Origin of the sequence: Mycobacterium sp. (genome assembly GCF_032159565.1) — a bacterium.
Classification (GTDB): Bacteria; Actinomycetota; Actinomycetes; order Mycobacteriales; family Mycobacteriaceae; genus Mycobacterium.
Genome location: NZ_JAVHWR010000178.1, coordinates 1 through 21,496 on the forward strand (window position 1 = coordinate 1; position 21,496 = coordinate 21,496).

The window sequence follows — 21,496 nt, forward strand, 5'->3', positions numbered from 1 at the left end:
GCCCCGGCCCGAACTTGGTCGATAGCACCTTCTTCGCGCAGTCGTGCATTGCCCGTCGCCTCACCGATCCGTTCCTTCGCCCGGCCTGCGATGCGGTCGAACTCGATTTTGGCCTTCCGTGTTGCACTCATGGGTGCAGTGTTTCCGCTGCGCAGCCAGTGGAAACCTGGCGCCGCGGTAAGCTCCCAGCGTCCCCGCCCCCGTAGCTCAGGGGATAGAGCACGGCTCTCCTAAAGCCGGTGTCGCATGTTCGAATCATGCCGGGGGCACAGTTCGTTGTATTACCTCGGGTGATGCTTGACAGTGGCTTCGGCTGATCCTTGACACTCCCTTGATGAGGGAGTTCGGCGACAGCGGCCCCGTCCGGTGCGGTGAACACTTGCCCCCCTCGGGATCGGGCTTCACCGTTACTCCATATCGGTGAGAAGTTCCCAGGGCTGCATGCCGAGGAGACCAGCAAGGTGCCGCTGCATCTGGACGCCGGACGGCAGCGGGCGCCACCATATGGTCACCTCGGCGATCTTGCCGTCCGCGTCGAGCAGGATGTAGTCCATCCCGTTGACCACGGTGTCTTCGATCTGCAGCCGAAAGTACGCGGCGTGGTGCGTCTCGCCGCTGAGGACTTCCTTGTAGGTGAGGTCGGCCGCCACCGTGCCGACCGTCCGCATGGCTTCCAGGACTGCCTCGCGGCCGGTGAGTGGCTCATCGCCGAGCGGGCCGTACAGCACCACGTCCTCGGCGAGGATTCCGGAAAGAGCGTCTTTGTCTGCGCCGCCGTGCATGCAGTCGACAAAGAATTCCACGGTGTCGCGGTGCGGGGCGAACGTCGTCATGGTTACTCCTTATGTCCTTTGTTTTTGTGGTGTGTGAGGCCTGATCGGTGCGCCCACCCGTTCGAGTCGGTGTGCCAGTTCATTACGGTGCTGCGGAGCCGGATCCGCGAGTTCATCAGGTCCGGGATGGTCGCCCTAAAGGCGCGGCCGTTCGATGACCCGAATGAGCGGACGACCAAAACGGATTTCCGGAAATCGGAGGGCCGCCTCTTCTGCGCTGGTGGCCGCGGTCCGGGGCGCTACGTTTTTGCCGGCATACATGCCGTCGTCGCTCACTCAGATCACTGTGGTGCCGCCGTCGACCACCAACTCCATGCCATTGACATAGCTCGAGTCGTCGGAGGCGAGGAACAACGCGGCCGACGCGATCTCCTCAGGGCGGCCCATCTCTCGCCGCGGGATCACGGACTCGAACTGCGCCTTCGCCGCCTCGTCCATCACCTCCGCCAACATCGGCGAGGCGACCTGGCCGGGGGTCAGCACGTTCACCCGGATCTTCCTGTCCCGCAACTCGGACACCCACACCCGTGCGTAGGCGGGCAGCACGGCCTTGCTTCCCGCGTACACACTCCAATTGGGGTAGCCCCGCAGCGAAGCGTTTGACCCGGTCATGAAGATCGAGCCGCCATCGTTGAACAGCGGCAGCGCCTTCTGGACCGTGAACAGCGTGCCGCGCGCATTCAGCCAGAAGGCGGCATCGAAGTCCTCCTCGGTTATCTCGCCGAGCCTGCTCTGCTTGCCCGTTCCGGCACTTGCCCACAACACGTCGATCGCGCCCTTTTCCTGTTTGACGGTGTCGAACAAACGGTCCAGATCATCGAGGTCGGCCGAATCGCCCTGCACGCCGGTCACGTTCCGCCCGATCAGTTCGACGGCCTGATCCAGCGCGTCCTTCCGTCGGCCTGAGATGAAGACGTGAGCTCCTTCGTCAACGAACAACTTGGCACCGGCCAGCGCCATACCACTTGTCGCGCCTGTGATCACCGCGACCTTGCCATCGAGCTTTCCCACGATCACTCCAATCTTTCGACAGTGCCGATGTTATGTACACCGATCAGCGTACTTAACGTATCGGATGGCGATGCGAAGTGCAAGCTATGCACACCGGTCGGTACCCAACTGGGCTACGCTGGTTGTATGACGGAGTTAGAGAAGGGGCCGCGAGGCCTGCGCCGCGGCAGGGGCGCACGAGAGCGCATCCTCAGTGCTTCACGACAGCTGTTCCGCGATCAAGGCATCAACAGCACCGGCCTGAACGAGCTCTGCACGGTGGCCCAGGTGTCCAAGCGCACGTTTTACCAGCACTTCACCGGCAAGGATGAGCTGATCGCCGAACACCTACGCCGATTCGATCCAGACATCCTGCCCGAAGTGTTCGACCGCACTGACCTGACACCCCGCGAACGGCTCCTTGCCGCCTTCGACATCCACGCGCCTCTGTGCCCGTTCATCGCGGCGGCCGTCGAAATCCACGACCCGGGCCACCCGGCACGCCTAAGCGCCCGCGACTACAAGACGGCCTTTGCCGCGCGGCTCACCGAAACTGCCCGCGAGGCCGGCGCCACCAACCCCGAACAGCTCGGCGAACAACTGGCGCTGCTCCTGGATGGCGCCTCGGCCAGTAACCGAGTCCTCAACTCCGACACCTTCGCCACCGCCGCCGCCATCGCAGCCGTCCTCATCGACAACGCCATCCCCGCGGCAGCGGTACCGCCCGGCGCAGGCGGGAACCTGCAACCGGGACGGGGCCGCGTGCCGGATTCGGCGGCGGGCTCAGCCGACGTTGACGCCGAGGGAGAAGTTGAAGTCCCCCACGCCATAGCGGCCCAGGCCTACTGACAGCAGGCCTGCGCCCTCCAGCCAGTGCGCCATGCTCAGGTCGCCGGTGTCCCGCGGGCGCAGTCCGACGGCACACCCGCCCTCGGCGCGAGGGGCCGGAGCACTCAACACGACTCAGAGACGACACCAAGGCCTATTGCGCGGAATCGGGATGTAGGTAGGCGTCGGATTCGCACGATCCCTCATCGGCAGTTGAGCAGTCATTTGCCGATATTGACGCATTTCGTAAAAAATGCGCTGCCAGCCTGCGAGATAGTGCTATCGGTTGCAGTGTCTAAGGGGCCGCAGCGGACATGTTGAAACACCCGGTCCGTGTGCAGCTATATAGTCGGCGGCCGGGTGAGGCCGGAGGTGCGCCGCAGCGGCAGTTGACCCTTGAGAAGGTGCTCCGCCGAGGACGCCAAGCTTGCCACTCGACGGAGTCGACGCCGGGGGTGACCACCGTTGCGCTCCGCCCGAACACCGAAGCGAACCCGTGATTTGACGCACTGCTCACGGTTGTGCGAACGCGAGGCGTTCGGTGCGGATTGCGTCCAGCGTCATTACCGGCCGAAGACGCTGCCCTTACTGTTTGCCTGTCGCCATAACGGATTACCAACTGGCGCAACGTGTTCGCAGGCAAGCCTCGAGGGGCCCGGTCGATTGTGTCAGCCATGGAGCTGCCCGAGCTGTACAGAACTGTCGGACGCCGACAGGTAATTATGAGGTCTTTCGCGCGTTCAGTGATTGGGTGTCCCCAGCTGATCGATCTCTGTCGATTGCCCATACGTTCTGATCTTCGTTATGTCGGCCGTGTGAGCGGGATGAGCTGCTGGATCGAAATACGATTGCAAGTGGCCCCGCGAGTTCTTTCGGACACGGTTCGAGCCAGAGCGACGGTGCGGCGCCGGGCCGCGGTGAAGCGGACTTGAGTAAGAGAATGTGGTTGTGCGCCTGGATGGCATGGCGCGGCTGGTGAATGTTAGCCAGTAGTTTCACAGGACTTTTGCTCTGGATGCCTCAGACCGCTCTGAGCTAGGAGTATTCAACTTTCCTGGAGTTGCCACAGCGCATTACTTGGCATTAATTACGATTGCTTGCGAAATACTGTGGTGGGGTGCAAGGATTGGGTTGTTGCCGCGTGGGATGCGAGCTCCGCCGACTACTCTTCTGACATCGCCCTTAAATAACTGGGGTGAATCATCGCCCTTAAATAACAGGGGTGAATCATCAAATTTTCGCACGTTTTGCACGTGATCTTGAAAGGCGGGATGTGTCTTTTGTTCGAGACGGACTTGTCGGAGGTAGGCGAACGCATCAACGCGGCTTGCAGCTTTGTGAAGACGGGCGCAGATGCGGTGGTGCCTCATCTGCGATGGGAGCTGGAGCAGGTGATGTCGCGGGTGCGGCCGGAGGATCTGTCAGCCACTGAGGTCGCCGCCCTGCTCGCCGTCTTGATGCCGGCCCATTCCCGGGTCATCGGCGGACCAACCGGGCGGCCACGATTGCGCGTCATCGCGGGTCGCGGCAAGAACCCGACGCCTCAACTCGCTTAACAGCGAATCGATTGACACCCCGGTCAGGTCCCCGGTGAGGGTAGTGAGTTCCACGACGCCCAACTCCGTGCTGGACAGATAGCCCGCGGCCACCAGCGCCTCGACCGGCGATCGACCGTACACCCGGGCAAAGCCGACGACGGCTTCGGCCCGGGGGGTATTGGCGCCACGTTGCCAGCGGGAGATGCTGGACTGATCAATGCCGGTTGCGGCGGCAATATCCTTCTGCGCTGCATTACCCGTCACCGTCACGACATAGCGCCACCATAGCGCCGACGTCGGCTCATGCATCACGTACGACAGAGTATGGCATCGGCTGTGAATAGGTTCTGGGCTTCCGAGCGATCTCATTGTTCAATTCAGATTCCGAGCGAAGTTCCGGACGGCGTCCATCCCGGTGCGCATGACGCGGTGCAGTAAGGCCTCAGCAAACTTCTTGCATGCACACACGCATACTGTTATGGTCACATGCATACGCGCTGGACTGGAGATAGAAGGGGGCGCTAGCGGTTTCGCCGCTACAGCCATCGGCGCCAATGACGTCTCACGTCACAATCTGCGGTTTGGCTTTAGCCAGCCTGAATAGGAACTTTCAAAATGAAAAATTACGTTTACCCGTGCGCAACGGGACTTGTGATCGCCGGCGCCGGCGTCGCTTTAGCGCTTGGCGCTGGCACAGCGCAGGCGGCGCCAGCTGTCGTGCCCTCGCTGTCACCAGCGACGTCGTGCGTTCTGGCTTCTGCTGGATGCTCCCCTCATAGCCCGTTTGGGCTGTCGCCCAACACGCCCACGCCGAACGCGTTATCAGCCGGACTAGTTGGTTCCGGCCTGAATCAGCCGTTGTACGGCGTTATTGGAATTGCGGGGCAAGTCCCGATCGTCAATATCTTCATCGCCAACGGGACTAATGGTGCGTCGGGCACGGGCGCTAATGGCGGCAACGCCGGTCTGCTGATCGGCTACGGCGGTGTCGGCGGGTCCGGCGCCCCGGGACAGGTCGGCGGTAACGGCGGCCAAGGCGGGTTGTTCTTCGGCAACGGCGGAGCCGGCGGTGTCGGCGGGATCGGCGCAGCGGGTGGCAACGGCGGAAACGCCGGGTTCCTGGCGCTGTTCAGTAATGGCGGCGACGGCGGTGCCGGTGGCTTCGGCGGCGGCGCGGGTGGCAACGGCGGAAGTGCAGGCAAGTTCGGTCTGTTCGGCCACGGCGGTAATGGCGGCCTGGGTGGTGACGGGACGACAGGTACGGCGACGGACCCGCTCATGACGCTGACGGTCGCGAGCAGCAACGTCACAACCCTTGCGGCGCCCGCCCCGGCAGCCACGGGTACGACAGGCGCGAACGGCACCATAGTGGGCACTAACGGCGGTAACGGTACGAACCCGCCCGGGAGCGGCACTGCGGGTACCGCAGGTGCGGCCGGCGTTGCAGGCACAGGTCAAAGCGGCCTCCCAGGCAACCCGGGTGACCCCGCAGGCGCTGGCGGTGCCGGCGGAACCGCGGGCCCTACAGGCATCGGTGGTAACGGCGGCCTCGGCGGAAGCGGAACCGACAGCGGCAACGGCGGCGCCGGTGGTGCCGGCGGTGCCTCGAGCACTGCGGGCGTAACGGCGGTCGGCGGTAACGGCGGTAACGCTGGTAACGGCGGAACCGGTACCACCAACGGCGGAGCTGGCGGCGCCGGCGGCGCAGCGGTGAATACCGGTGGGGCGGCTAACGGCGGCACCGGCGGCACTGGCGGCAGCGGCGGAATCGGTGCTCCCGGCGTAGCGGGGGGGACCGGCCAGGCCGGGGCCCAAGGCGGCCCGGGAGCCAACGGCACCATCGTCGGTACCAACGGCACTAACGGTGGTGCGGCAGGCGCAGGCGGCAACGGCGGCAGCGGCGGGCTCTTCGGTCGCGGCGGCAACGCCGGCAACGGCGGAACCGGCGGAACCGGCGGAACCGGCGGTGCGGGTCAGGCCGGCGGAGCAGGTGGCACCGGCGGAAACGGAGCTCAAGGTGGCAACGGCGGTAACGGCGACGCAGGCGGCAACGGCGGTGTCGGCGGCGCAGGCGGCGCAGGCACGGGCGGCGCAGGCGTTCTCGGTGTCGGCGGCCGCGGCGGCGCAGGCGGTTCGGGCGCTACCGGCGGCCCGGGGGGCGCAGCGGGTGCAGGCGGTGCAGGCGGCCTCGGCGGCGTAGGCGGAACCGGCGCTGCAGGCGGGACCGGCGGGACCGGTGGAACCGGCGGTGCAGCAGGCACAGCTGGTGGCGGCGGAATCTTCGGTAGTCGCGGATCGGGCGGCACGACGGGCAGTACCGGCACCACCGGCGCCAACGGCGCTACCGGTGCCACCGGGGCTACCGGCAACGCCGGGGCCACAGGAGCCAGCGGTACTGCGGGCGCCCCCGGCGCAGGCGGCACAGCTGGCGGACCAGGTGCCAACGGCGCCTCGTCATAACACGAAATAGGGCACGGCTTCTCTAACGGGCCGCTGCTGAACGACATCGGGGGCGCCGGCTATGCCGACGCCCCCGATCTCGTGCCACACCAACAAGCATCGAGGGAACGGTAGAGCCATGGAAGTCCTCAACGGTGCTCACGCGGCAGACGCATTAGACGCCGCGCAGTACCCCCAGGTCGATTCGGGAACGTTGCCAGTCAAGGATCTAGGCCGATTGTTGTTGCGCTGCGTCGATCGGCCCGGGTTGGTGGCCGCCGTCAGCACCTTCCTGGCCTGTGCCGGGGCCAACATCATTTCGCTAGATCAGCATTCGACCGCGCAGCCCGGTGCAACGTTCATGCAGCGCACCATCTTTCACCTCGCGGGACTAGCGACCTGCCGGGACGCGTTGGAGGATGCTTTCGTCGAGCAGGTGGCTGTGCCATTCAACATGGAGTTCAAACTCACGGAGGCCGCCAAACCCAAACGAGTCGCGATCATGGCGTCGAAGGACGACCACTGCCTCCTGGACCTGTTGTGGCGCAACCGTCGCGGTGAACTGGATATGTCGGTGGTGACGGTGATCTCCAACCATCCCGACCTCGCCGACAAGACACGTCCGTTCGGCGTACCGTTCCTGCACGTGCCCGCCTCCAAAGACATTCGGGCGCAAGCAGAACAATGTCAGCTGGACGTGCTGCGAAACAACGTCGACTTGGTCATCCTGGCCCGCTACATGCAGATCCTCACCCCCCAGTTCGTGTCCAATGTCGGCTGCCCGCTGATCAACATCCATCACTCATTCCTGCCGTCGTTCATCGGCGCAGCGCCCTATCGCCGGGCCAAAGAACGCGGCGTCAAACTCGTCGGCGCGACCGCCCACTACGTGACCGAAACCCTCGACGAGGGACCGATCATCGAGCAGGACGTCGTGCGGGTGGATCATCGTCACGGCGTTGGTGATCTGATACGGCTCGGCGCCGACGTCGAGCGCGCCGTCTTATCCAGGGCTGTCCTATGGCACTGCGAGGACCGCATCATCCAATACGGCAACCAAACCATCGTCTTCTGAAAGCGTGGCTATGAAGACCTCAAAGTTCGTCCCGACCCACCGGAATGCACAATCCGCAGGAAGTCAAGGGTCTGTAAAAGCCGATGGGCGAGCTCGCAGCAGGTGAATATCGGGAAACGCCAGGTCGAGATGCGCATCGAATCGGGAAGCACGAAGCCAGCCCTGTCCGGAAGCGAACAGCCGGCGTTTCTTGTCAGAACCCGTTGAAATCATCACGGTGGACCTAGGCCCTAGAAGAGTCTTGGGGCTGCGGGCGTAATCGAGGTCGGCAACAATGCCCAAGCGGTGTTGGGCACACAGGCCGAGCCCCTGAAGAACGCCATCGAAGAGATCCTCTAGGGCACCCCACTCGTATCGGCGCGACCCCGGTCAACACCAAACGACGCCCCCGCCCGAAACGCGCAGGCACGCTGTGAATGCGCTGGGAATGCAGTGCCGATCCCCCACGCATCCCCTAATCCCCTATCGGGGAAGGCCGGCGAACCCCTAGAGCACGGCCAGTAAGCACGGGCGCCGACCCCCTGCCCATTGGGGGTCGCCGACCATAGCGTTGCTGGAAGTGACCGGGCGTATCCGGCAAAGCTCTCCTAACCAACGCGAAAGGCCTTTGGCATGGATTCCGTCATCCAGTACATTCTCGAGCTGTTCAACAACGAGGTCGCCGCGCAACAGTTCGCCGCCGATCCCGAGGCGGCGTTGGCGAACGCCGGGCTGTCGGGTGTCACCTCCGACCAGCTGCAGTCAGCGGCCTCGACCGCTGTGCCGGGGCTTTCTCTCGGAGAAGGCAATCCGGTTGCCGGTCTGCAGCAGGCGGTGTCGGACCAGTTCGGGTTCGGTGGTCATGAAGGCAGCACCCTGGGCCTGGGCGGCGGACTTGGCGGCGGGCTGGAAACTGGACTTGGACTCGGCGGTGGGCTCGAGACGGGACTCGGCGCCGGACTCGAAAGCGGACTTGGTCTCGGCGCAGAAGTCGCTGGCGGAGTCGAGGCAGGCATCGACGGCGCAGTCGGACTGGGTGCTGGACTCGGCGGCGGGCTGGAAACCGGACTCGGACTCGGCGGTGGGCTGGAAAGCGGACTCGGTCTCGGCGCAGAAGTCGCTGGCGGAGTCGAGGCAGGCATCGAGGGCGCAGTCGGACTGGGTGCTGGACTCGGGGGCGACGCCGAAATCGGCGGTGGATTTGGATTCGAAGCCGGCCTGGGAGCATCGGCAGGACTTCACGGCGGTAGCGAATTCGGTGGCGGCACCGGTTTCGGAGCTGGCGGCCAATTCGGTGGCGAAGCCGGATTCAACGAAAGCGCCCACCTCGGCGGCAACGAACACGCCGGCGCAGGCTTCGGCGGCGCAGCCGGCGGCCAAATCGGCGCCGAAGCCGGCCTGGGAGGCGCGGCAGGACTTCACGGCGGTAGCGAATTCGGTGGCAACGCCGGTGGCGCAGTGGGCGGCCAAATCGGCGCCCAAGCCGGATTCAACGAAAGCGCCCACCTCGGCGGCAGCGAACACGCCGGCGCAGGCTTCGGTGGCGCAGTACAGAGCGGCGCCGGAGCGCAGGGTGGCGGGGCATTCGCCGGTAGCGCCGGGCTAAGCGGCCAAGCCGCCGCACAAGGCGGCGCGGCATTCGGAGAGCATCGCGACGTGCGCTCGACCAGCAGCGGTTCCGACCGGCCCGCGGGCGGCGACGCTTCCGTGGGCGCCAACGGCGCCACGAACCTGAATGCTCAGGGAGGGTTCACGAACAACGCGTCGGCCGGATTCTCTGGCCCGCTGGGCGGCGTGTCGATCGGCGAGCAGACCGCGGCTGGCGGCGGTGCGACCTTCGGGGTCGGTGGGAGCGGCCTCGGTAGCGCAGGCGTTTCCACTGCCGCGTCGGCCGGGGTGACCGGTGCGGCTTCTGCCGGATTGGGAGGCGCCTCGATCAGCACCCAGGCAGCCGCAAGCGGCAACGTCGCGGCGGCTGGGCTTGTCGGCAACGAAAGTAGTGCTGCCAGCGGCCATACCAACTTGCAGGGCGGCGGCTCGCTGGGCGGCGGCGCCAACGTTGGAGCCGGTGGTGGCTTCTTCGGCAGCGAGTCGGCGACGCTGGGCGGTCACACGAACCTTCAAGCCGGGGGCGCGTTGAGCGGCGGCGCATCGGCTGCCGGCCACGGCGGCATCCTGGGTGACGAGGCGGCGACGCTGGGCGGTCACACGAACATTCAAGGTGGAGCTGCGTTGAGCGGCGGCGCATCGGCTGCCGGCCACGGCAGCATCCTCGGCGACGAGGCGGCGACGCTGGGCAGTCATACCGGCACGCAGGCGGCGAGCACACTCGGCGGTGGGGGACTGACCACCCACTCGGGCGGCGGCGCCACGGTAGGTGGTCACGGCGACATCCTCGCTAACGAGGGGGCCGCACTGAACACCCACAACACCGCGAGCCAGGGTGCCGTCAATGACCACAGCTCGACGGCCGCCAGTGGTGCCATCGACACGACCGGTTCGGCTGCGAGCAGCGGTCACGTCATCGACAGCTCGGGTTCCGCTGCGGCCAGCGCGGGCGCCACCTCCCACGCGGGCTCCGTCATCTCCGCTCCTGACGCCGGCACTCATGCGGGCGCTCAGAGTTCGATCGATACAAGCCACGCGCCGGTGACGGTCGATGACCACTCAGCGCTTAGTTCGTCGACCCACGCGGTCAGCGAGCCAGATCACTCGGCGACCGAATCGCCGAGCCATGCACCGCTTTTCGACACAGGCCACGAGTCGTTGCAGACACATGCGGACGCCGACACCCACGCGTCGACTCACACCGACATGGGTCCGCACGGATTCTGAGCACGCAACGTCGCGCTGCCTCGGTCTGCATGAACTCTGAGCCGTCCGTGTGCGCCGTCCCCGGCGCTAACCGAATCCGACTTCGTCGAGTAGAGGGCTGCACCGGCAGTTGAATCTGGTCACCGCCGCGGTGCACAGGACCTGGGAGGACCTACTCCGGACCTCTTAGGTGTGCACGCGTCGCGGCGTTGCCCAAGATCTGATTGTGATCTGCAAGTTGCTATTGTTCGGCCCATCAGACTGAGTCTGCAGGAGGGCGTCGTGAGCAAGCCGAACGGGCGGGAGCGCGACAAGCTCGGGCGGCCGAGGCACCTCGACGACGAAACTGAACGCCGCAAGATAATGGACGCCGCTGTGCTAGTAATGGCCCGCAACGGCTACGGGCATATGGCTGTTGGCGACGTCTTGGCCGAGGCGCAGCTGTCAACGACCAGCTTTTATCGACACTTCCAGTCGAAGGACGCCCTGCTTGCCGCTGTTATCCGTCGAGACGGCGAATCGGCGCAACGCGCGCTGCAACGGGCGACCGCAGCCGCCGCTGGACCCGTCGCGGGGCTACAGGCGTGGCTAGATGGGCTGTTGGATCACTTCTATGAACCCAGAAGGGCCGCGCGCACAGCACTTTTCACCAGCCCAGAGGTCCTCAGTTCACTTCGAATGAACAGCGAGGTCATGGAGGAGATGCGCTCGATCCTCTGCCAGCCGCTGGTCAAGGTGCTGCGCGCCGGGCACCGCGCCGGCGTGCTGCGTTCGACTAAGCCTGAGGCGGACGCCGTAAGCCTGTTCGCCCTGGCCAGCACCGCCGCCACATCGCCGCGCGGTTATCCCCGCGACCGAAACAGGGCGCGAGCGCACGTATTACGGTTCGCGTGGCCGGCGTTGGCCATCTCAGGTGACCCAGCATGCAGTGCTCAATCGAGCCAGCGGTCACGCCAGCCTCGTAAGGAGCATGCATCCTGAAATAGGGCCGCCGCCGTTGGACACCACGGCAACCTCCGGTCGTCCCGCGACCTGTCGGGCGTCTGCTTCTCCCCGCAGCTGCAAGACCGCCTCGTGGAGATAGCCGTATCCGTGCAGCCGGCCACCTGAGAGCTGACCCCCGTTGGTGTTCAGCGGCAATTCGCCGTCAAGCGCGATGCGGGTGCCGCCCTCGATGAAGGGCCCGCTCTCGCCGTGCCCACAGAAGCCGAGAGCCTCCAACCACGACATCGTCAGCCAGCTGAATCCGTCGTACAACTCTGCCACGTCGACATCGCCGGGCCGCAGGTCGGTTCGTGACCACATATGCTCGGCGGAGGTGTGCGCCGGCATCGTCGTCAAGTCTTGCCATTGCTCCCAGGACGGCCGTCCGCGAAGGGCGGTCCCGACGGCTTCGACCTGCGCAACCGGATGGTCCACGCCGGCAGCGTGTTCGACCACCGACACCACCAGCGCGGTGGAGCCGTCGACGGGAACGTCGCAGTCGTACAGGCGAAACGGCGAGGACACCATCCTCGAGCCCAGATAGTCATCGAGGGTCATCGGTGTGCGAAACACCGCCGTCGGGTTGAGCACGGCATTGCGACGGGCATTCAGCGGGATCTGCGCCATCTGCTCTTGGGTTGTTCCGAACTCATGGAAGTGCCGCTGGGCGTACAGCGCCAGCCAGTTGGCCGCAGAATAAGCGCGGAACGGGATCAACCATTGCTGTGGCCCGTCGACTTGGCTGCTGCCAACCCCGATGCCGGAACGCCGCCCCGTGCCTTGTGCGGTGGACTCGGTGACGGTGCGATACACCAGGACATGGCGCGCCAGCCCGATTGACACGGCCATCATCGCGTTGATCATCGCCTGCAGCTGTCCAGCACCCTCCGCGCCCCCGCTGTGCCAGCGAAGCGACAAGCGCAACGCGTCGTGCACTTCGGGTGAGCCGGGACCGGAGAAACCGCCGAATCCGCTGACCCCTCCCGGGTAGGTCGCCAGCCCGTCGATTTCGGCCACGGTCAGCCGCGCATCGGCGATGGCAGCAAGCGCGGCGTCGATTGTGAGATCCAGGGCGTCACGGCCGAGCCGCCGTCCCACCTGCGACTGACCGATGCCGGAGATGACGGCTCGGCGCTCGGCTCCGGTCACGAGGCGATCGGCCGGAACACCGGAAGGTAGACCGGCGGGTGGTCCTCGAAGACGACCTCGACCGGCATTCCAATACGCATGTCATCGGGTGCGACGTCGACGATGTTGGTCATCAGCCGAAGACAGCGCTGCTCGTCCATCTCCACCACCTCGATGATGTAACTATCGGCGGTTCCGTCCCAGGGCTGGTGATTCACCGTAAACGAATACACCGTTGCCCGTCCTCCTACTACGTGTGGAGCGACGTCGCGACCGCCACAATTGGGGCAGTACGACGTGGGCGGGTGGACGAAATACGAGCACGCCGAACAGCGCAGGAAGCGCAGGCGACCGTCCGCTCCTGAGGTCCAGAAAAATGCGCTGGGCCCTTCTGCAGCAGGCAAGACACGCTGTGGTGATTCAGGCAAGGTCTCTCCATCCTTTGTTGCGCCCTTGCGCACAAGGACTGACACAGACTATAAAAATAACATTTGGAAAATAGTTTCGGCTGACCACCATTGGGCGTATCCGCGTTGCGCCGTGAACAATTCGCATTCGGGCAATCACGCGGTTGGCCGGCATCAAGGACTGCAAAGGACGTTCTGTGACACAGGAGTATGAGACGTCGGGCCTGAACTTGTTGGCGGCGCCGGAGTTGACCCGACATCCTCAGCCCACCTACAAGATGCTGCGTGAGTCCTCACCGGTGATGCGTGTCGATGGCATCGGCGTGCTGGTCAGCACGTGGGACCTGGTGGACGAGGTCTTGCACAAGCCCGAGCTGTACTCCTCGGCGCTGACGTCGGGCATCCTCAAAAACGATCGGCCGCTCATTCCGCTGCAGGTCGACCCGCCAGAGCACGGCAAGTTTCGAAAGATCCTCGATCCTCTGTTTGCGCCCAAACGGATGAAATCGCTTGAGACGTCTGTCGCTGTGCTGGTCAACGAACTCATCGACGGCTTCATCGACAGGGATGAGATCGACTTCGCCAAGGAGTTCTCCGTCCCGTTCCCCACGCAGGTCTTCTTGACCATGCTGGGACTGCCGCTCGAGGAGTTACCAGACCTGCTGGCCATGAAGGATGGGATCATCCGACCGCACGAGGTGGTCGACGAGCCGCTCGGCCACCCCGACACCGATGCCTATCAGGCAGCAACCGCGGCATCGATCTACGCGTACTTCACCAAGACCCTCCAGGACCGCACGGCCGAGCCGCGCGATGACATGTTGAGCTGGTTTCTTGAAGCCGAGATCGACGGCGACCGCCTTAGCGGTGACGAGATCCTCGACATCTGCTTTTTGTTCCTCATCGCCGGGCTGGACACCGTATCTGCCTCCCTTGACTGCTTTTTCAGCTACCTGGCCCAGGATCGAAAACTTCGCAGAACCATCGCCAGCGACCCGTCGAGCATTCCGTTCGTTGTGGAGGAACTGCTGCGGTGGGAAACGCCGGTCATGGCTGTGGCGCGTGAGGCCAGACACGACACCGAACTTGGTGGCTGCCCCATCAAGGCCGGTGAACAAGTGCTGGCGATGATCGGTTCGGCCAACACTGACGACAACTATTCGCCCGATGCGGGAGCCGTACGGTTTGACCGTAAAGTTAACCGGCACTTTGGGTTTGGTGGCGGAGTGCACCGCTGCCTGGGCTCGCACCTGGCTCGCATCGAACTTCGCACCGCATTGGGGCTGTGGCATGAGCGCATCCCTGATTACCACATCAAGCCCGGCGTCGAACTGGACTTCACCCCGGGCGTCCGCGCCGTGCAGACATTTCCGATGATCCTGCACCAGGGAGGCGAGTAGCGCCGTGCTGCAAGAGCGGCGTGACGGCTCCACAATGTGGTTGGAGTTCGACCGACCGCAATGCCTCAACGCTTTCACAGTCGCTGGATATCGTGGCTTGCGAGAAGCGCTGGACCGGTACGCCACTGACGATACTGCTCGTGTGGTCGTACTGACCGGCCGCGGACGCGCGTTCTCCGCCGGCGCCGACCGGTCGCTGCTCGACGCGGCATTGCCCGACGGTCAGCGACGACAAGCCGGTGAAGAATTCGGGCAACTCCTCGAATCGCTTGGCGGGTTCCCCAAGCCGTTGTTCGCCGCCGTCAACGGCCTGGCCGTCGGATTCGGCGCCACGATGCTGCTCTACTGCGACGTCGTGATCCTCGCCAAAACCGCCAGACTTCGGTTTCCGTTCACCGCACTGGGCATCGTGCCCGAGGCGGGCAGCTCGGTCCTTCTGCCCGCGCGAGCGCGCTGGGCCGACACGATGTGGGCGATGCTGTCCAGCGAGTGGATCGATGCGGCGGACGCCGTGCGGACCGGCCTCGCGTGGCGCTGCGTCCCAGATGTCGAACTGGTCGACGAGGTGACAAACGCGGCGGCGGTTCTCGCCGCTCACGATCCGCGTGCGGTGGCGGCCACCAAACGGCTGCTGACACGCGGCGCTGCCGGTGAAGTGCGGAGTGCAATCCGCCGTGAGCTCGAGGAGATGCTGGCCATTCAGTCTGCCGGGGAAGGTCGGATGACGCAGGGCTCCTGAGATTGCGGACGACGGTTGCGGTCTTAATGGAGGCGGCCTCACCGGCTCGCGGGGCAGAACCGGTGAGACCTGTGTTCGCATGACAGCCGGCTATCACGTGAACCTCGCACTCTGCTACCCGCTGTCGCTCCGCGGAAACTCCTTCGCCACGCTCGGTCCAACGTGTCGGTGGATGCGGCCTGAACGGCCGGTGCGTCGAATGCCCGAAACTACCGGCCGCTCTTGGGCCATGATCAGAAATGAGTTCAAGGAGGAGCCCATGCCAGCACTGCGTGAACAGGTATTGCGTCGTAAGCCGGTGGAAGAGATGGCCGCCGAAACCGGGGCCGACACCGGACACGGTGAGCTCAAGCGCACGATCGGCCTGTGGAGCCTGTCGGCTATCGGCATCGGCGGCACGATCGGCACCGGCATCTTCTTCATCCTGAGCCAAGCGGTCCCGATGGCCGGGCCCGCGGTCATCTGGTCGTTCATCATCGCCGGAGCCGTCGCGGGTCTGACCGCGGTCTGCTACGCCGAACTGGCCGGCGCCGTACCGGTCGCCGGTTCGTCGTACTCCTACACCTACGCGACTCTCGGAGAGTTCGTGGCCATGGGAGTCGGCGCCTGCCTGCTGCTCGAATGGGGCGTAGCCGGTGCGGCCGTTGCCGTCGGATGGTCGGAGTACGTCAACCAGTTCATCAACAACGTCTTCGGTGTCCAGATACCCGAGGCGTTGTCGAACGCCCCCGAGCAGGGCGGCATCATCAACGTGCCCGCAGTGGTCCTCATCATCATGTGCGCGCTGCTGCTGATCCGCGGCGTCAGCGAGTCGGCGAAGACCAACGCCGTCATGGTGGTCATCAAGATCTGCGTCCTTATCATGTTCATCGTCATCGGCGTCCAAGGATGGAACGCGGACAACCTGGCCGACTTCGCCCCGTTCGGCTTCTCCGGCATCACCGCGGCAGCGGGCGTCATCTTTTTCACCTTCGTCGGCCTGGACAGCGTCGCGGCCGCCGGTGAGGAGGCGAAGAACCCACGGCGAAACCTCCCGCTCGCGATCATGATCGCCCTCGGCACGGTCACGGTGCTCTACGTGTTGACGGCGCTCGTCGCGGTAGCCGCCCAGCCCTCCGATCAGTTCGACGGCCAGGAGGCCGGCCTCGCGCAGATCCTCGAGAACGTTGTCGGCGCCAAATGGCCGGGGACGGTCCTCGCCGCCGGAGCCATCATCTCGATCTTCAGCGTGACGTTGGTGTCCATCTACGGACAGACCCGGATCCTGTTCGCGATGTCGCGCGACGGAATGATCCCCGAGATATTCCACCGGGTGAACCCGCGCACCTTGACCCCGGTGCCGAACACCATCATCGTTGCCGTCGTCATCGGTCTGATGGCCGGCCTGATTCCGATCAACTTCCTTGCCGAGATGACCAGCATCGGGACACTCGTGGCCTTCATCTGCGTCTCGATCGGCGTCATCGTGCTACGTCGACGCTCGCCCGACCTGCCGCGCACCTTCAAGGTCCCGCTCTATCCGGTGACACCAATTCTGTCGGTGCTCGGCGCGCTCGCAATCGTCTATACCTTGCGGCCCATCACGATCTACGTGTTCTTGGTCTGGATCGCCGTCGCCTTCGCCTGGTACTTCTTGTACTCGCGCAGTCATTCTCATCTCGCCAGAGGCCAGCACGTCGGCCTCGCCGGCGAGAGCAACGAACCGTGACGATCGTCGTTGGCTATCCCCCGAATCGGAAGGGCAAGGCCGTACTCAACCTGGCGGCGCTGCTGTCCCGGTCGAGCGGCGAGGACCTCGTCGTATGCATCGTCGCGCCGCTGCCCTGGCTGCCCGGAGTGGTCCGGGAGGACAGCGCATTTCAGAAGCAGATCGATGACATGACCGACGGTGCGCTGGCCCAGGCCCGCGCCGACCTGCCCGCCGACCTGCCTGCGACATTCACCACGGTGAAGGCCCGGTCGGCGCCAACCGGCTTGCTGGAAGCGGCTCAGCAGCACGACGCGAGCCTGATCGTGGTCGGCTCCTCGGCGGCGGGACTCTTCGGTCGCATATCGCTGAGCAGCGTCGCCGACCGGCTGCTGCACAGTTCGCATGTTCCGGTTGCCTTGGCGCCGCGCGGTTTTCGATCGAGCCACACCGCGAAGGTCGACTGTGTGACGGTGGCCTACACCGGCACAGAACAATGCGATTCGCTGCTACGGGTCGCCGCGGATCTGGTCAGCCGACTCGGCACCAAGATGCGTCTGGCATCGTTCGCCGTTGCGCCCGCACCGCCGGTGACGGCCATGTTCCGAGCGGAGTCCGCCGAGGTGGTCGCCGAATGGAGTGCGACCATCGAGGCCGCCGCGAGGCGCGTGCTGGGCGACGCGAAAGTGCCGGGCGCCGACGTGGTGATCGGACAAGGCAGCGACTGGGAGTCGGCGCTCAACGACGTCGACTGGCACGACGGCGACCTGCTGGTCGTCGGGTCGAGTGAGTCGGGGCCGATTGCGCGGGTGTTCTTGGGTTCTCGGGCCGCCAAGATCATCCGGCACACCCCGGTGCCCGTTCTGGTTGTTCCCCGGGGCGCCGCGGAGAAGTAACATGCCGCGCCGTCACCTCAGTTGTCTGCACTGTCTCCGCGCGTATCGATGACCCGCTGAGCGATGTCGACCAACCTCGTATTGCTGTCCTGCGAGAGCCGCCGCAACATCTCGAACGCGCGGATGTCGTCGATCCCGAAGCGCTCCATGATGATGCCTTTGGCCTGACCGATGCGATCGCGCGTGGACAGAGCCGACTGCAGCTCTTCGCCTTCGCGGCTGGCCAATATCGCCGCAGCGGCGTGTGCAGCCAGCACGGTGCCGATCGTTTCGTCTGCCGCGTCGAAGGCGTTGGGCCTGACGGCGAACAGATTGAGTGCGCCCGCAGTCCGGCTGGCCGTGTACAACTTGAGGGACAAGCCGCTGAGCACGCCGATCTCGACGACCGCCGGCGAGTACAGCGGCCAGCGATCCTCGGAGCGGAAATCGTCGGTCCGGACGATCGTCTCGTGGAGGGCTGCCTGCATGCACGGCCCCTCGCTGAACTTGATCTGCAGCTCGTCCAGCTGATGCGGCAGGTCGTCGGTACCCGCAAGCGATTCGAACTTGCCACCCTTTGCCACCATCAAGATCCCGGCGCTCTCCGTACCGGGGATCAGCTCTTTCGCTGCGGTCGTGACGTCGGAAAGCACGTCGTTGACGCTGCGTGGTGCCGCGGAGACGCGGGCCAACTCGGCCATCCGCTCAGCGAGCTCGCGGTTTCGCTGTTCCGTCATACCGGCAGTGTTCCCAATGAGGCCGCGAGACACACCACCGGCGTGCTCGATGGATCAAACACCTGATCAACGTTTGTCTTCAAGCATGCTTGGCAATGCTGCGAGTCAGGTGTGCGTGGCGGTCGACCACCACGCACACTGAGGTCTCGTCGGTTCAGACCAAGAGCCGACGGGGCCGCCCCCCTACTTGAATCCGATTCCGCGCTAGTCACTCTGTTAGTTGTAGTATCGTCCGGCCATGGGCGGCTCCCGTAACGTCTGGATTCTCGGCGGCTATCAAAGCGATTTCAGCCGCAATTTGGCCCGTGAAGGTCTGGATTTCGCCGACCTGACGTCCGAAGTGGTCGAGTCCACGCTGGCCGCGGCGGGGCTGGAGGCCACAGCGATCGAGGTGGTGCACGTCGCCAACGCCTTCGGCGAGCTGTTCGCACGCCAGGCCCACCTCGGCGCCATGCCCGCCACCGTCCACGAAGGCCTGTGGGACACGCCGTCGACCCGGCACGAGGCCGCCTGCGCCTCTGGCAGCGTCGCGACCCTCGCCGCGATCGCGGATCTGCGATCCGGCGCCTATCGGACCGCGTTGGTCGTCGGCATCGAATTGGAGAAGACGGTGCCGGGCGACACGGCCGCCGAGCACCTCGGCGCCGCCGCCTGGATCGGACACGAAGGTACCGACGCCAAGTTCATGTGGCCCAACATGTTCGCCCGCGTCGCCGACGAGTACGACCGGCGCTACGGCCTCGACGAGAGCCACCTGCGCGCGATCGCCCAATTGAACTTCGCCAACGCGCGATCGAACGCCAAAGCGCAGACCCGCGGCTGGACCGTGCCGGACCTGCTCGGCGGACGCGACGGAGACGACGAGCTCAACCCCGTCATCGAAGGCAGGCTGCGCCGATTCGACTGCAGCCAGATGACCGACGGCGGGGCCGGCGTCGTCCTCGTCACCGACGACTACCTGCGCGGCCACCCTGATGCGCGCCCGATCGGACGGATCGACGGTTGGGGCCACCGCACCGTCGGGCTGGGTTTGCAGCAGAAGCTCGACCGCGCCGCAGCCGACCCGTACGTTATGCCGCACGTGCGCGGTGCGGTGCTCGACGCATTCGACCGAGCCAACGTGACCCTCGACGACATCGACGGCTTCGAGGTGCACGACTGCTTCACCCCGAGCGAATACCTGGCCATCGACCACATCGGTCTGACCGGTCCGGGCGAATCGTGGAAGGCCATCGACAACGGCGAGATCGAGATCGGCGGGGCGTTGCCGATCAACCCCAGCGGCGGGCTCATCGGCGGCGGCCATCCCGTCGGCGCCTCGGGTGTGCGGATGCTGCTCGACGCGGCCAAACAGGTCAGCGACGACGCGGGCGGGTATCAGGTCGAGGGCGCAAAGACATTCGGCACGTTGAACTTCGGCGGCAGCACCAGCACCACGGTGAGTTTCGTCGTCGGATCGGCAAAGGAGTCCTGATGGATGTCGAGGTCGTCGGCAAGTACTTGTCGACACTGCCCGAAGACGATGACCATCCCTACCGGACGGGGCCATGGCGACCGCAGACCACCGAGTGGGACGCCGACGATCTCACCGCCGTCGAAGGTGAGATCCCTCGCGATCTCGATGGGGTGTATCTGCGCAACACCGAGAACCCGCTGCACCCGTCGCTCAAGTTCTACCACCCCTTTGACGGCGACGGCATGATCCACATCGTCGGATTCAGAGACGGAAAGGCGTTCTACCGCAACAGGTTCGTCCGCACCGACGGCCTGCTGGCCGAGGACGAAGCCGGTGGTGCGCTGTGGCCGGGCCTGGCCGAGCCCGTGCAGGTCGCCAGGCGCGATTACGGCTGGGGTGCGCGGACGTTGATGAAGGACGCCTCGAGCACCGACGTCATCGTGCACCGCGGCACCGCGCTGACCAGCTTCTACCAGTGCGGCGACCTGTACCGCGTCAACCCGCTGACAGCCGAAACCATTGGTAAAGAAGACTTCAACGGGGGCTTCCCGTTCGAATGGGGGGTCTCCGCGCACCCGAAAGTCGACGATGCAACCGGCGAACTGCTGTTCTTCACCTACAGCAAGCAGGCGCCCTACATGCGCTACGGCGTGGTGGACGCCGACAACGACCTGGTGCACCTCACCGATATCCCGTTGCCGGGCCCGCGGCTGCCGCACGACATGGCGTTCACCCCGAACTACGCCATTCTCAACGACTTTCCGCTGTTCTGGGATCCCAAGCTGCTCGAGGCGGACATCCATCTGCCCGGATTCCATCAGGACATGCCGTCGCGGTTCGCGGTCATCCCCCGCCGCGGCGGCCCCGAGGACATCAAGTGGTTCGAGGCCGACCCGACCTTCGTCCTGCACTTCACCAACGCCTACGAGGACGGCGACGAGATCGTGCTCGACGGATTCTACGAAGGCGACCCGGCGCCGGCGGACAGCCTGACAGGTGACAATCCCCCGCAAGCGGGAGGTGCCCCCAGGGAGAAGGCTTTTCGGTTTCTCGCCCTTGACCGGTTGCAGACCCGGCTGCGGCGCTGGCGATTCAACCTGGTCACCGGTGCCACAACCGAGGAACAGCTGACCGACAGCATCACCGAGTTCGGCATGATCAATGCCAACTATGCAGGTCGGCACTATCGCTACACCTATGCGGCGACGGGCAAACCCGGCTGGTTCCTGTTCGACGGCTTGGTCAAACACGACCTGCAGACCGGCTCCGAGGACCGCTACGCGTTCGACGACGGTGTCTATGGCAGTGAGACGGCGATGGCACCGCGGTCCGATGTCGCCGAGGACGACGGCTATCTGGTGACGCTGACCACCGACATGAACGACGACGCGTCCTACTGTCTGGTGTTCGACGCCGCCCGGGTGGCCGACGGACCGGTGTGCAAGCTGCGGCTGCCGGAGCGCATTTCCAGCGGCACCCATTCCACCTGGGCCGACGGATCGTCGTTGCGGCGCTGGCACACCGCCGACACACCGTCCGCCGCGATCGGACTCTAGGTGGAGCAATCCGCTTCCAGGCCAACGCAAT

18 protein-coding genes, 1 tRNA gene and 2 pseudogenes are annotated in these 21,496 nt (G+C 65.1%); 13 read left to right on the forward strand and 8 right to left on the reverse strand.

Annotated elements, in window-relative coordinates; all coding sequences use genetic code 11:
• Positions 1-196 precede the first annotated feature (196 nt).
• A tRNA-Arg gene (locus tag QOC76_RS23915) sits at positions 197-269 on the forward strand.
• 138 nt (positions 270-407) lie between these two features.
• Here the strand turns inward: QOC76_RS23915 and QOC76_RS23920 are convergent.
• The 3 genes from QOC76_RS23920 to QOC76_RS23930 all read right to left on the reverse strand — a co-directional run bounded on the left by QOC76_RS23920 (position 408) and on the right by QOC76_RS23930 (position 1,844).
• A complete protein-coding gene (locus QOC76_RS23920) occupies positions 408-833 on the reverse strand; it encodes a nuclear transport factor 2 family protein (RefSeq protein ID WP_526361090.1) in 426 nt (141 codons plus the stop codon).
• A 135-nt stretch (positions 834-968) separates the two neighbouring features.
• Complete coding sequence (locus QOC76_RS23925; protein ID WP_526361092.1) at positions 969-1,109, reverse strand: hypothetical protein; 141 nt, start codon at positions 1,107-1,109, stop codon at positions 969-971.
• Positions 1,110-1,844: an SDR family NAD(P)-dependent oxidoreductase gene (locus QOC76_RS23930; RefSeq protein ID WP_526361094.1), complete on the reverse strand. Its 735-nt coding sequence runs from the start codon at positions 1,842-1,844 to the stop codon at positions 1,110-1,112. It lies immediately after the preceding gene.
• Between the two features lie 126 nt (positions 1,845-1,970).
• Here QOC76_RS23930 and QOC76_RS23935 point away from each other — a divergent pair, with 126 nt between their 5' ends.
• Positions 1,971-2,672 (forward strand): TetR/AcrR family transcriptional regulator, encoded by a 702-nt coding sequence (locus QOC76_RS23935; protein ID WP_526361096.1) that lies wholly within the window; start codon positions 1,971-1,973, stop codon positions 2,670-2,672.
• A 1,400-nt stretch (positions 2,673-4,072) separates the two neighbouring features.
• Here the strand turns inward: QOC76_RS23935 and QOC76_RS23940 are convergent.
• Entirely contained in the window at positions 4,073-4,498 is a 426-nt protein-coding gene (locus QOC76_RS23940; RefSeq protein ID WP_526361098.1) for a helix-turn-helix domain-containing protein, read from the reverse strand.
• Between the two features lie 306 nt (positions 4,499-4,804).
• Here QOC76_RS23940 and QOC76_RS23945 point away from each other — a divergent pair, with 306 nt between their 5' ends.
• The 5 genes and pseudogenes from QOC76_RS23945 to QOC76_RS23965 all read left to right on the forward strand — a co-directional run bounded on the left by QOC76_RS23945 (position 4,805) and on the right by QOC76_RS23965 (position 11,477).
• Positions 4,805-6,649, forward strand: a complete 1,845-nt coding sequence (locus tag QOC76_RS23945; RefSeq protein ID WP_526361100.1) for a PGRS repeat-containing protein — start codon at positions 4,805-4,807, stop codon at positions 6,647-6,649.
• 118 nt (positions 6,650-6,767) lie between these two features.
• Positions 6,768-7,703 carry a formyltetrahydrofolate deformylase gene (gene purU / locus QOC76_RS23950; protein WP_526361102.1) on the forward strand — a complete coding sequence of 312 codons (936 nt, stop codon included), beginning with the start codon at positions 6,768-6,770 and terminating at the stop codon, positions 7,701-7,703.
• Between the two features lie 234 nt (positions 7,704-7,937).
• Positions 7,938-8,042: pseudogene (locus QOC76_RS23955) on the forward strand (PTS sugar transporter subunit IIB); the annotation flags it as partial.
• 273 nt (positions 8,043-8,315) lie between these two features.
• Complete coding sequence (locus QOC76_RS23960) at positions 8,316-10,517, forward strand: IniB N-terminal domain-containing protein (protein WP_526361104.1); 2,202 nt, start codon at positions 8,316-8,318, stop codon at positions 10,515-10,517.
• 261 nt (positions 10,518-10,778) lie between these two features.
• Positions 10,779-11,477, forward strand: coding sequence for a TetR/AcrR family transcriptional regulator (locus QOC76_RS23965; RefSeq protein WP_526361106.1), 699 nt, complete (start codon positions 10,779-10,781; stop codon positions 11,475-11,477).
• Here the strand turns inward: QOC76_RS23965 and QOC76_RS23970 are convergent.
• The 3 genes and pseudogenes from QOC76_RS23970 to QOC76_RS23980 all read right to left on the reverse strand — a co-directional run.
• Entirely contained in the window at positions 11,445-12,629 is a 1,185-nt protein-coding gene (locus tag QOC76_RS23970; protein WP_526361108.1) for a thiolase family protein, read from the reverse strand. The genes QOC76_RS23965 and QOC76_RS23970 overlap by 33 nt on opposite strands.
• The gene (locus QOC76_RS23975) at positions 12,626-12,826 is read right to left on the reverse strand and encodes a Zn-ribbon domain-containing OB-fold protein (protein ID WP_526361138.1); all 201 of its coding nucleotides are present in this window, start codon (positions 12,824-12,826) and stop codon (positions 12,626-12,628) included. The genes QOC76_RS23970 and QOC76_RS23975 overlap by 4 nt, the downstream gene beginning before the upstream one ends.
• A 96-nt stretch (positions 12,827-12,922) precedes the next feature.
• Positions 12,923-13,081, reverse strand: a pseudogene (locus tag QOC76_RS23980) (hypothetical protein); the annotation flags it as partial.
• A gap of 98 nt (positions 13,082-13,179) precedes the next feature.
• Here QOC76_RS23980 and QOC76_RS23985 point away from each other — a divergent pair.
• From QOC76_RS23985 to QOC76_RS24000, 4 genes are all read left to right on the forward strand, one after another.
• Positions 13,180-14,415 carry a cytochrome P450 gene (locus QOC76_RS23985; protein WP_526361110.1) on the forward strand — a complete coding sequence of 412 codons (1,236 nt, stop codon included), beginning with the start codon at positions 13,180-13,182 and terminating at the stop codon, positions 14,413-14,415.
• Between the two features lie 34 nt (positions 14,416-14,449).
• A complete protein-coding gene (locus QOC76_RS23990) occupies positions 14,450-15,154 on the forward strand; it encodes an enoyl-CoA hydratase/isomerase family protein (protein ID WP_526361140.1) in 705 nt (234 codons plus the stop codon).
• A 259-nt stretch (positions 15,155-15,413) separates the two neighbouring features.
• Positions 15,414-16,862: an amino acid permease gene (locus tag QOC76_RS23995; RefSeq protein ID WP_526361112.1), complete on the forward strand. Its 1,449-nt coding sequence runs from the start codon at positions 15,414-15,416 to the stop codon at positions 16,860-16,862.
• Entirely contained in the window at positions 16,859-17,737 is an 879-nt protein-coding gene (locus QOC76_RS24000; protein ID WP_526361114.1) for a universal stress protein, read from the forward strand. Before QOC76_RS23995 ends, QOC76_RS24000 begins: the two co-directional genes overlap by 4 nt.
• Positions 17,738-17,754: 17 nt before the next feature.
• On the opposite strand, the gene QOC76_RS24005 is transcribed toward QOC76_RS24000, so the two are convergent.
• Positions 17,755-18,453: an ANTAR domain-containing protein gene (locus QOC76_RS24005; protein WP_526361116.1), complete on the reverse strand. Its 699-nt coding sequence runs from the start codon at positions 18,451-18,453 to the stop codon at positions 17,755-17,757.
• 238 nt (positions 18,454-18,691) lie between these two features.
• Here QOC76_RS24005 and QOC76_RS24010 point away from each other — a divergent pair, with 238 nt between their 5' ends.
• Positions 18,692-19,927 carry an acetyl-CoA acetyltransferase gene (locus QOC76_RS24010; protein WP_526361118.1) on the forward strand — a complete coding sequence of 412 codons (1,236 nt, stop codon included), beginning with the start codon at positions 18,692-18,694 and terminating at the stop codon, positions 19,925-19,927.
• Entirely contained in the window at positions 19,927-21,465 is a 1,539-nt protein-coding gene (locus QOC76_RS24015; RefSeq protein WP_526361120.1) for a carotenoid oxygenase family protein, read from the forward strand. The genes QOC76_RS24010 and QOC76_RS24015 overlap by 1 nt, the downstream gene beginning before the upstream one ends.
• Positions 21,466-21,496 lie beyond the last annotated feature (31 nt).

Bases quoted from the DNA above. Each gene is read 5' to 3' on its own strand.
- QOC76_RS23920 (WP_526361090.1), bottom strand. From the start codon at position 833: ATGACGACGTTCGCCCCGCACCGCGACACCGTGGAATTCTTTGTCGAC.
- QOC76_RS23935 (WP_526361096.1), top strand. From the start codon at position 1,971: ATGACGGAGTTAGAGAAGGGGCCGCGAGGCCTGCGCCGCGGCAGGGGC.
- QOC76_RS23940 (WP_526361098.1), bottom strand. From the start codon at position 4,498: ATGCATGAGCCGACGTCGGCGCTATGGTGGCGCTATGTCGTGACGGTG.
- QOC76_RS23945 (WP_526361100.1), top strand. From the start codon at position 4,805: ATGAAAAATTACGTTTACCCGTGCGCAACGGGACTTGTGATCGCCGGC.
- purU (WP_526361102.1), top strand. From the start codon at position 6,768: ATGGAAGTCCTCAACGGTGCTCACGCGGCAGACGCATTAGACGCCGCG.
- QOC76_RS23960 (WP_526361104.1), top strand. From the start codon at position 8,316: ATGGATTCCGTCATCCAGTACATTCTCGAGCTGTTCAACAACGAGGTC.
- QOC76_RS23990 (WP_526361140.1), top strand. From the start codon at position 14,450: ATGTGGTTGGAGTTCGACCGACCGCAATGCCTCAACGCTTTCACAGTC.
- QOC76_RS23995 (WP_526361112.1), top strand. From the start codon at position 15,414: ATGCCAGCACTGCGTGAACAGGTATTGCGTCGTAAGCCGGTGGAAGAG.
- QOC76_RS24005 (WP_526361116.1), bottom strand. From the start codon at position 18,453: ATGACGGAACAGCGAAACCGCGAGCTCGCTGAGCGGATGGCCGAGTTG.
- QOC76_RS24010 (WP_526361118.1), top strand. From the start codon at position 18,692: ATGGGCGGCTCCCGTAACGTCTGGATTCTCGGCGGCTATCAAAGCGAT.
- QOC76_RS24015 (WP_526361120.1), top strand. From the start codon at position 19,927: ATGGATGTCGAGGTCGTCGGCAAGTACTTGTCGACACTGCCCGAAGAC.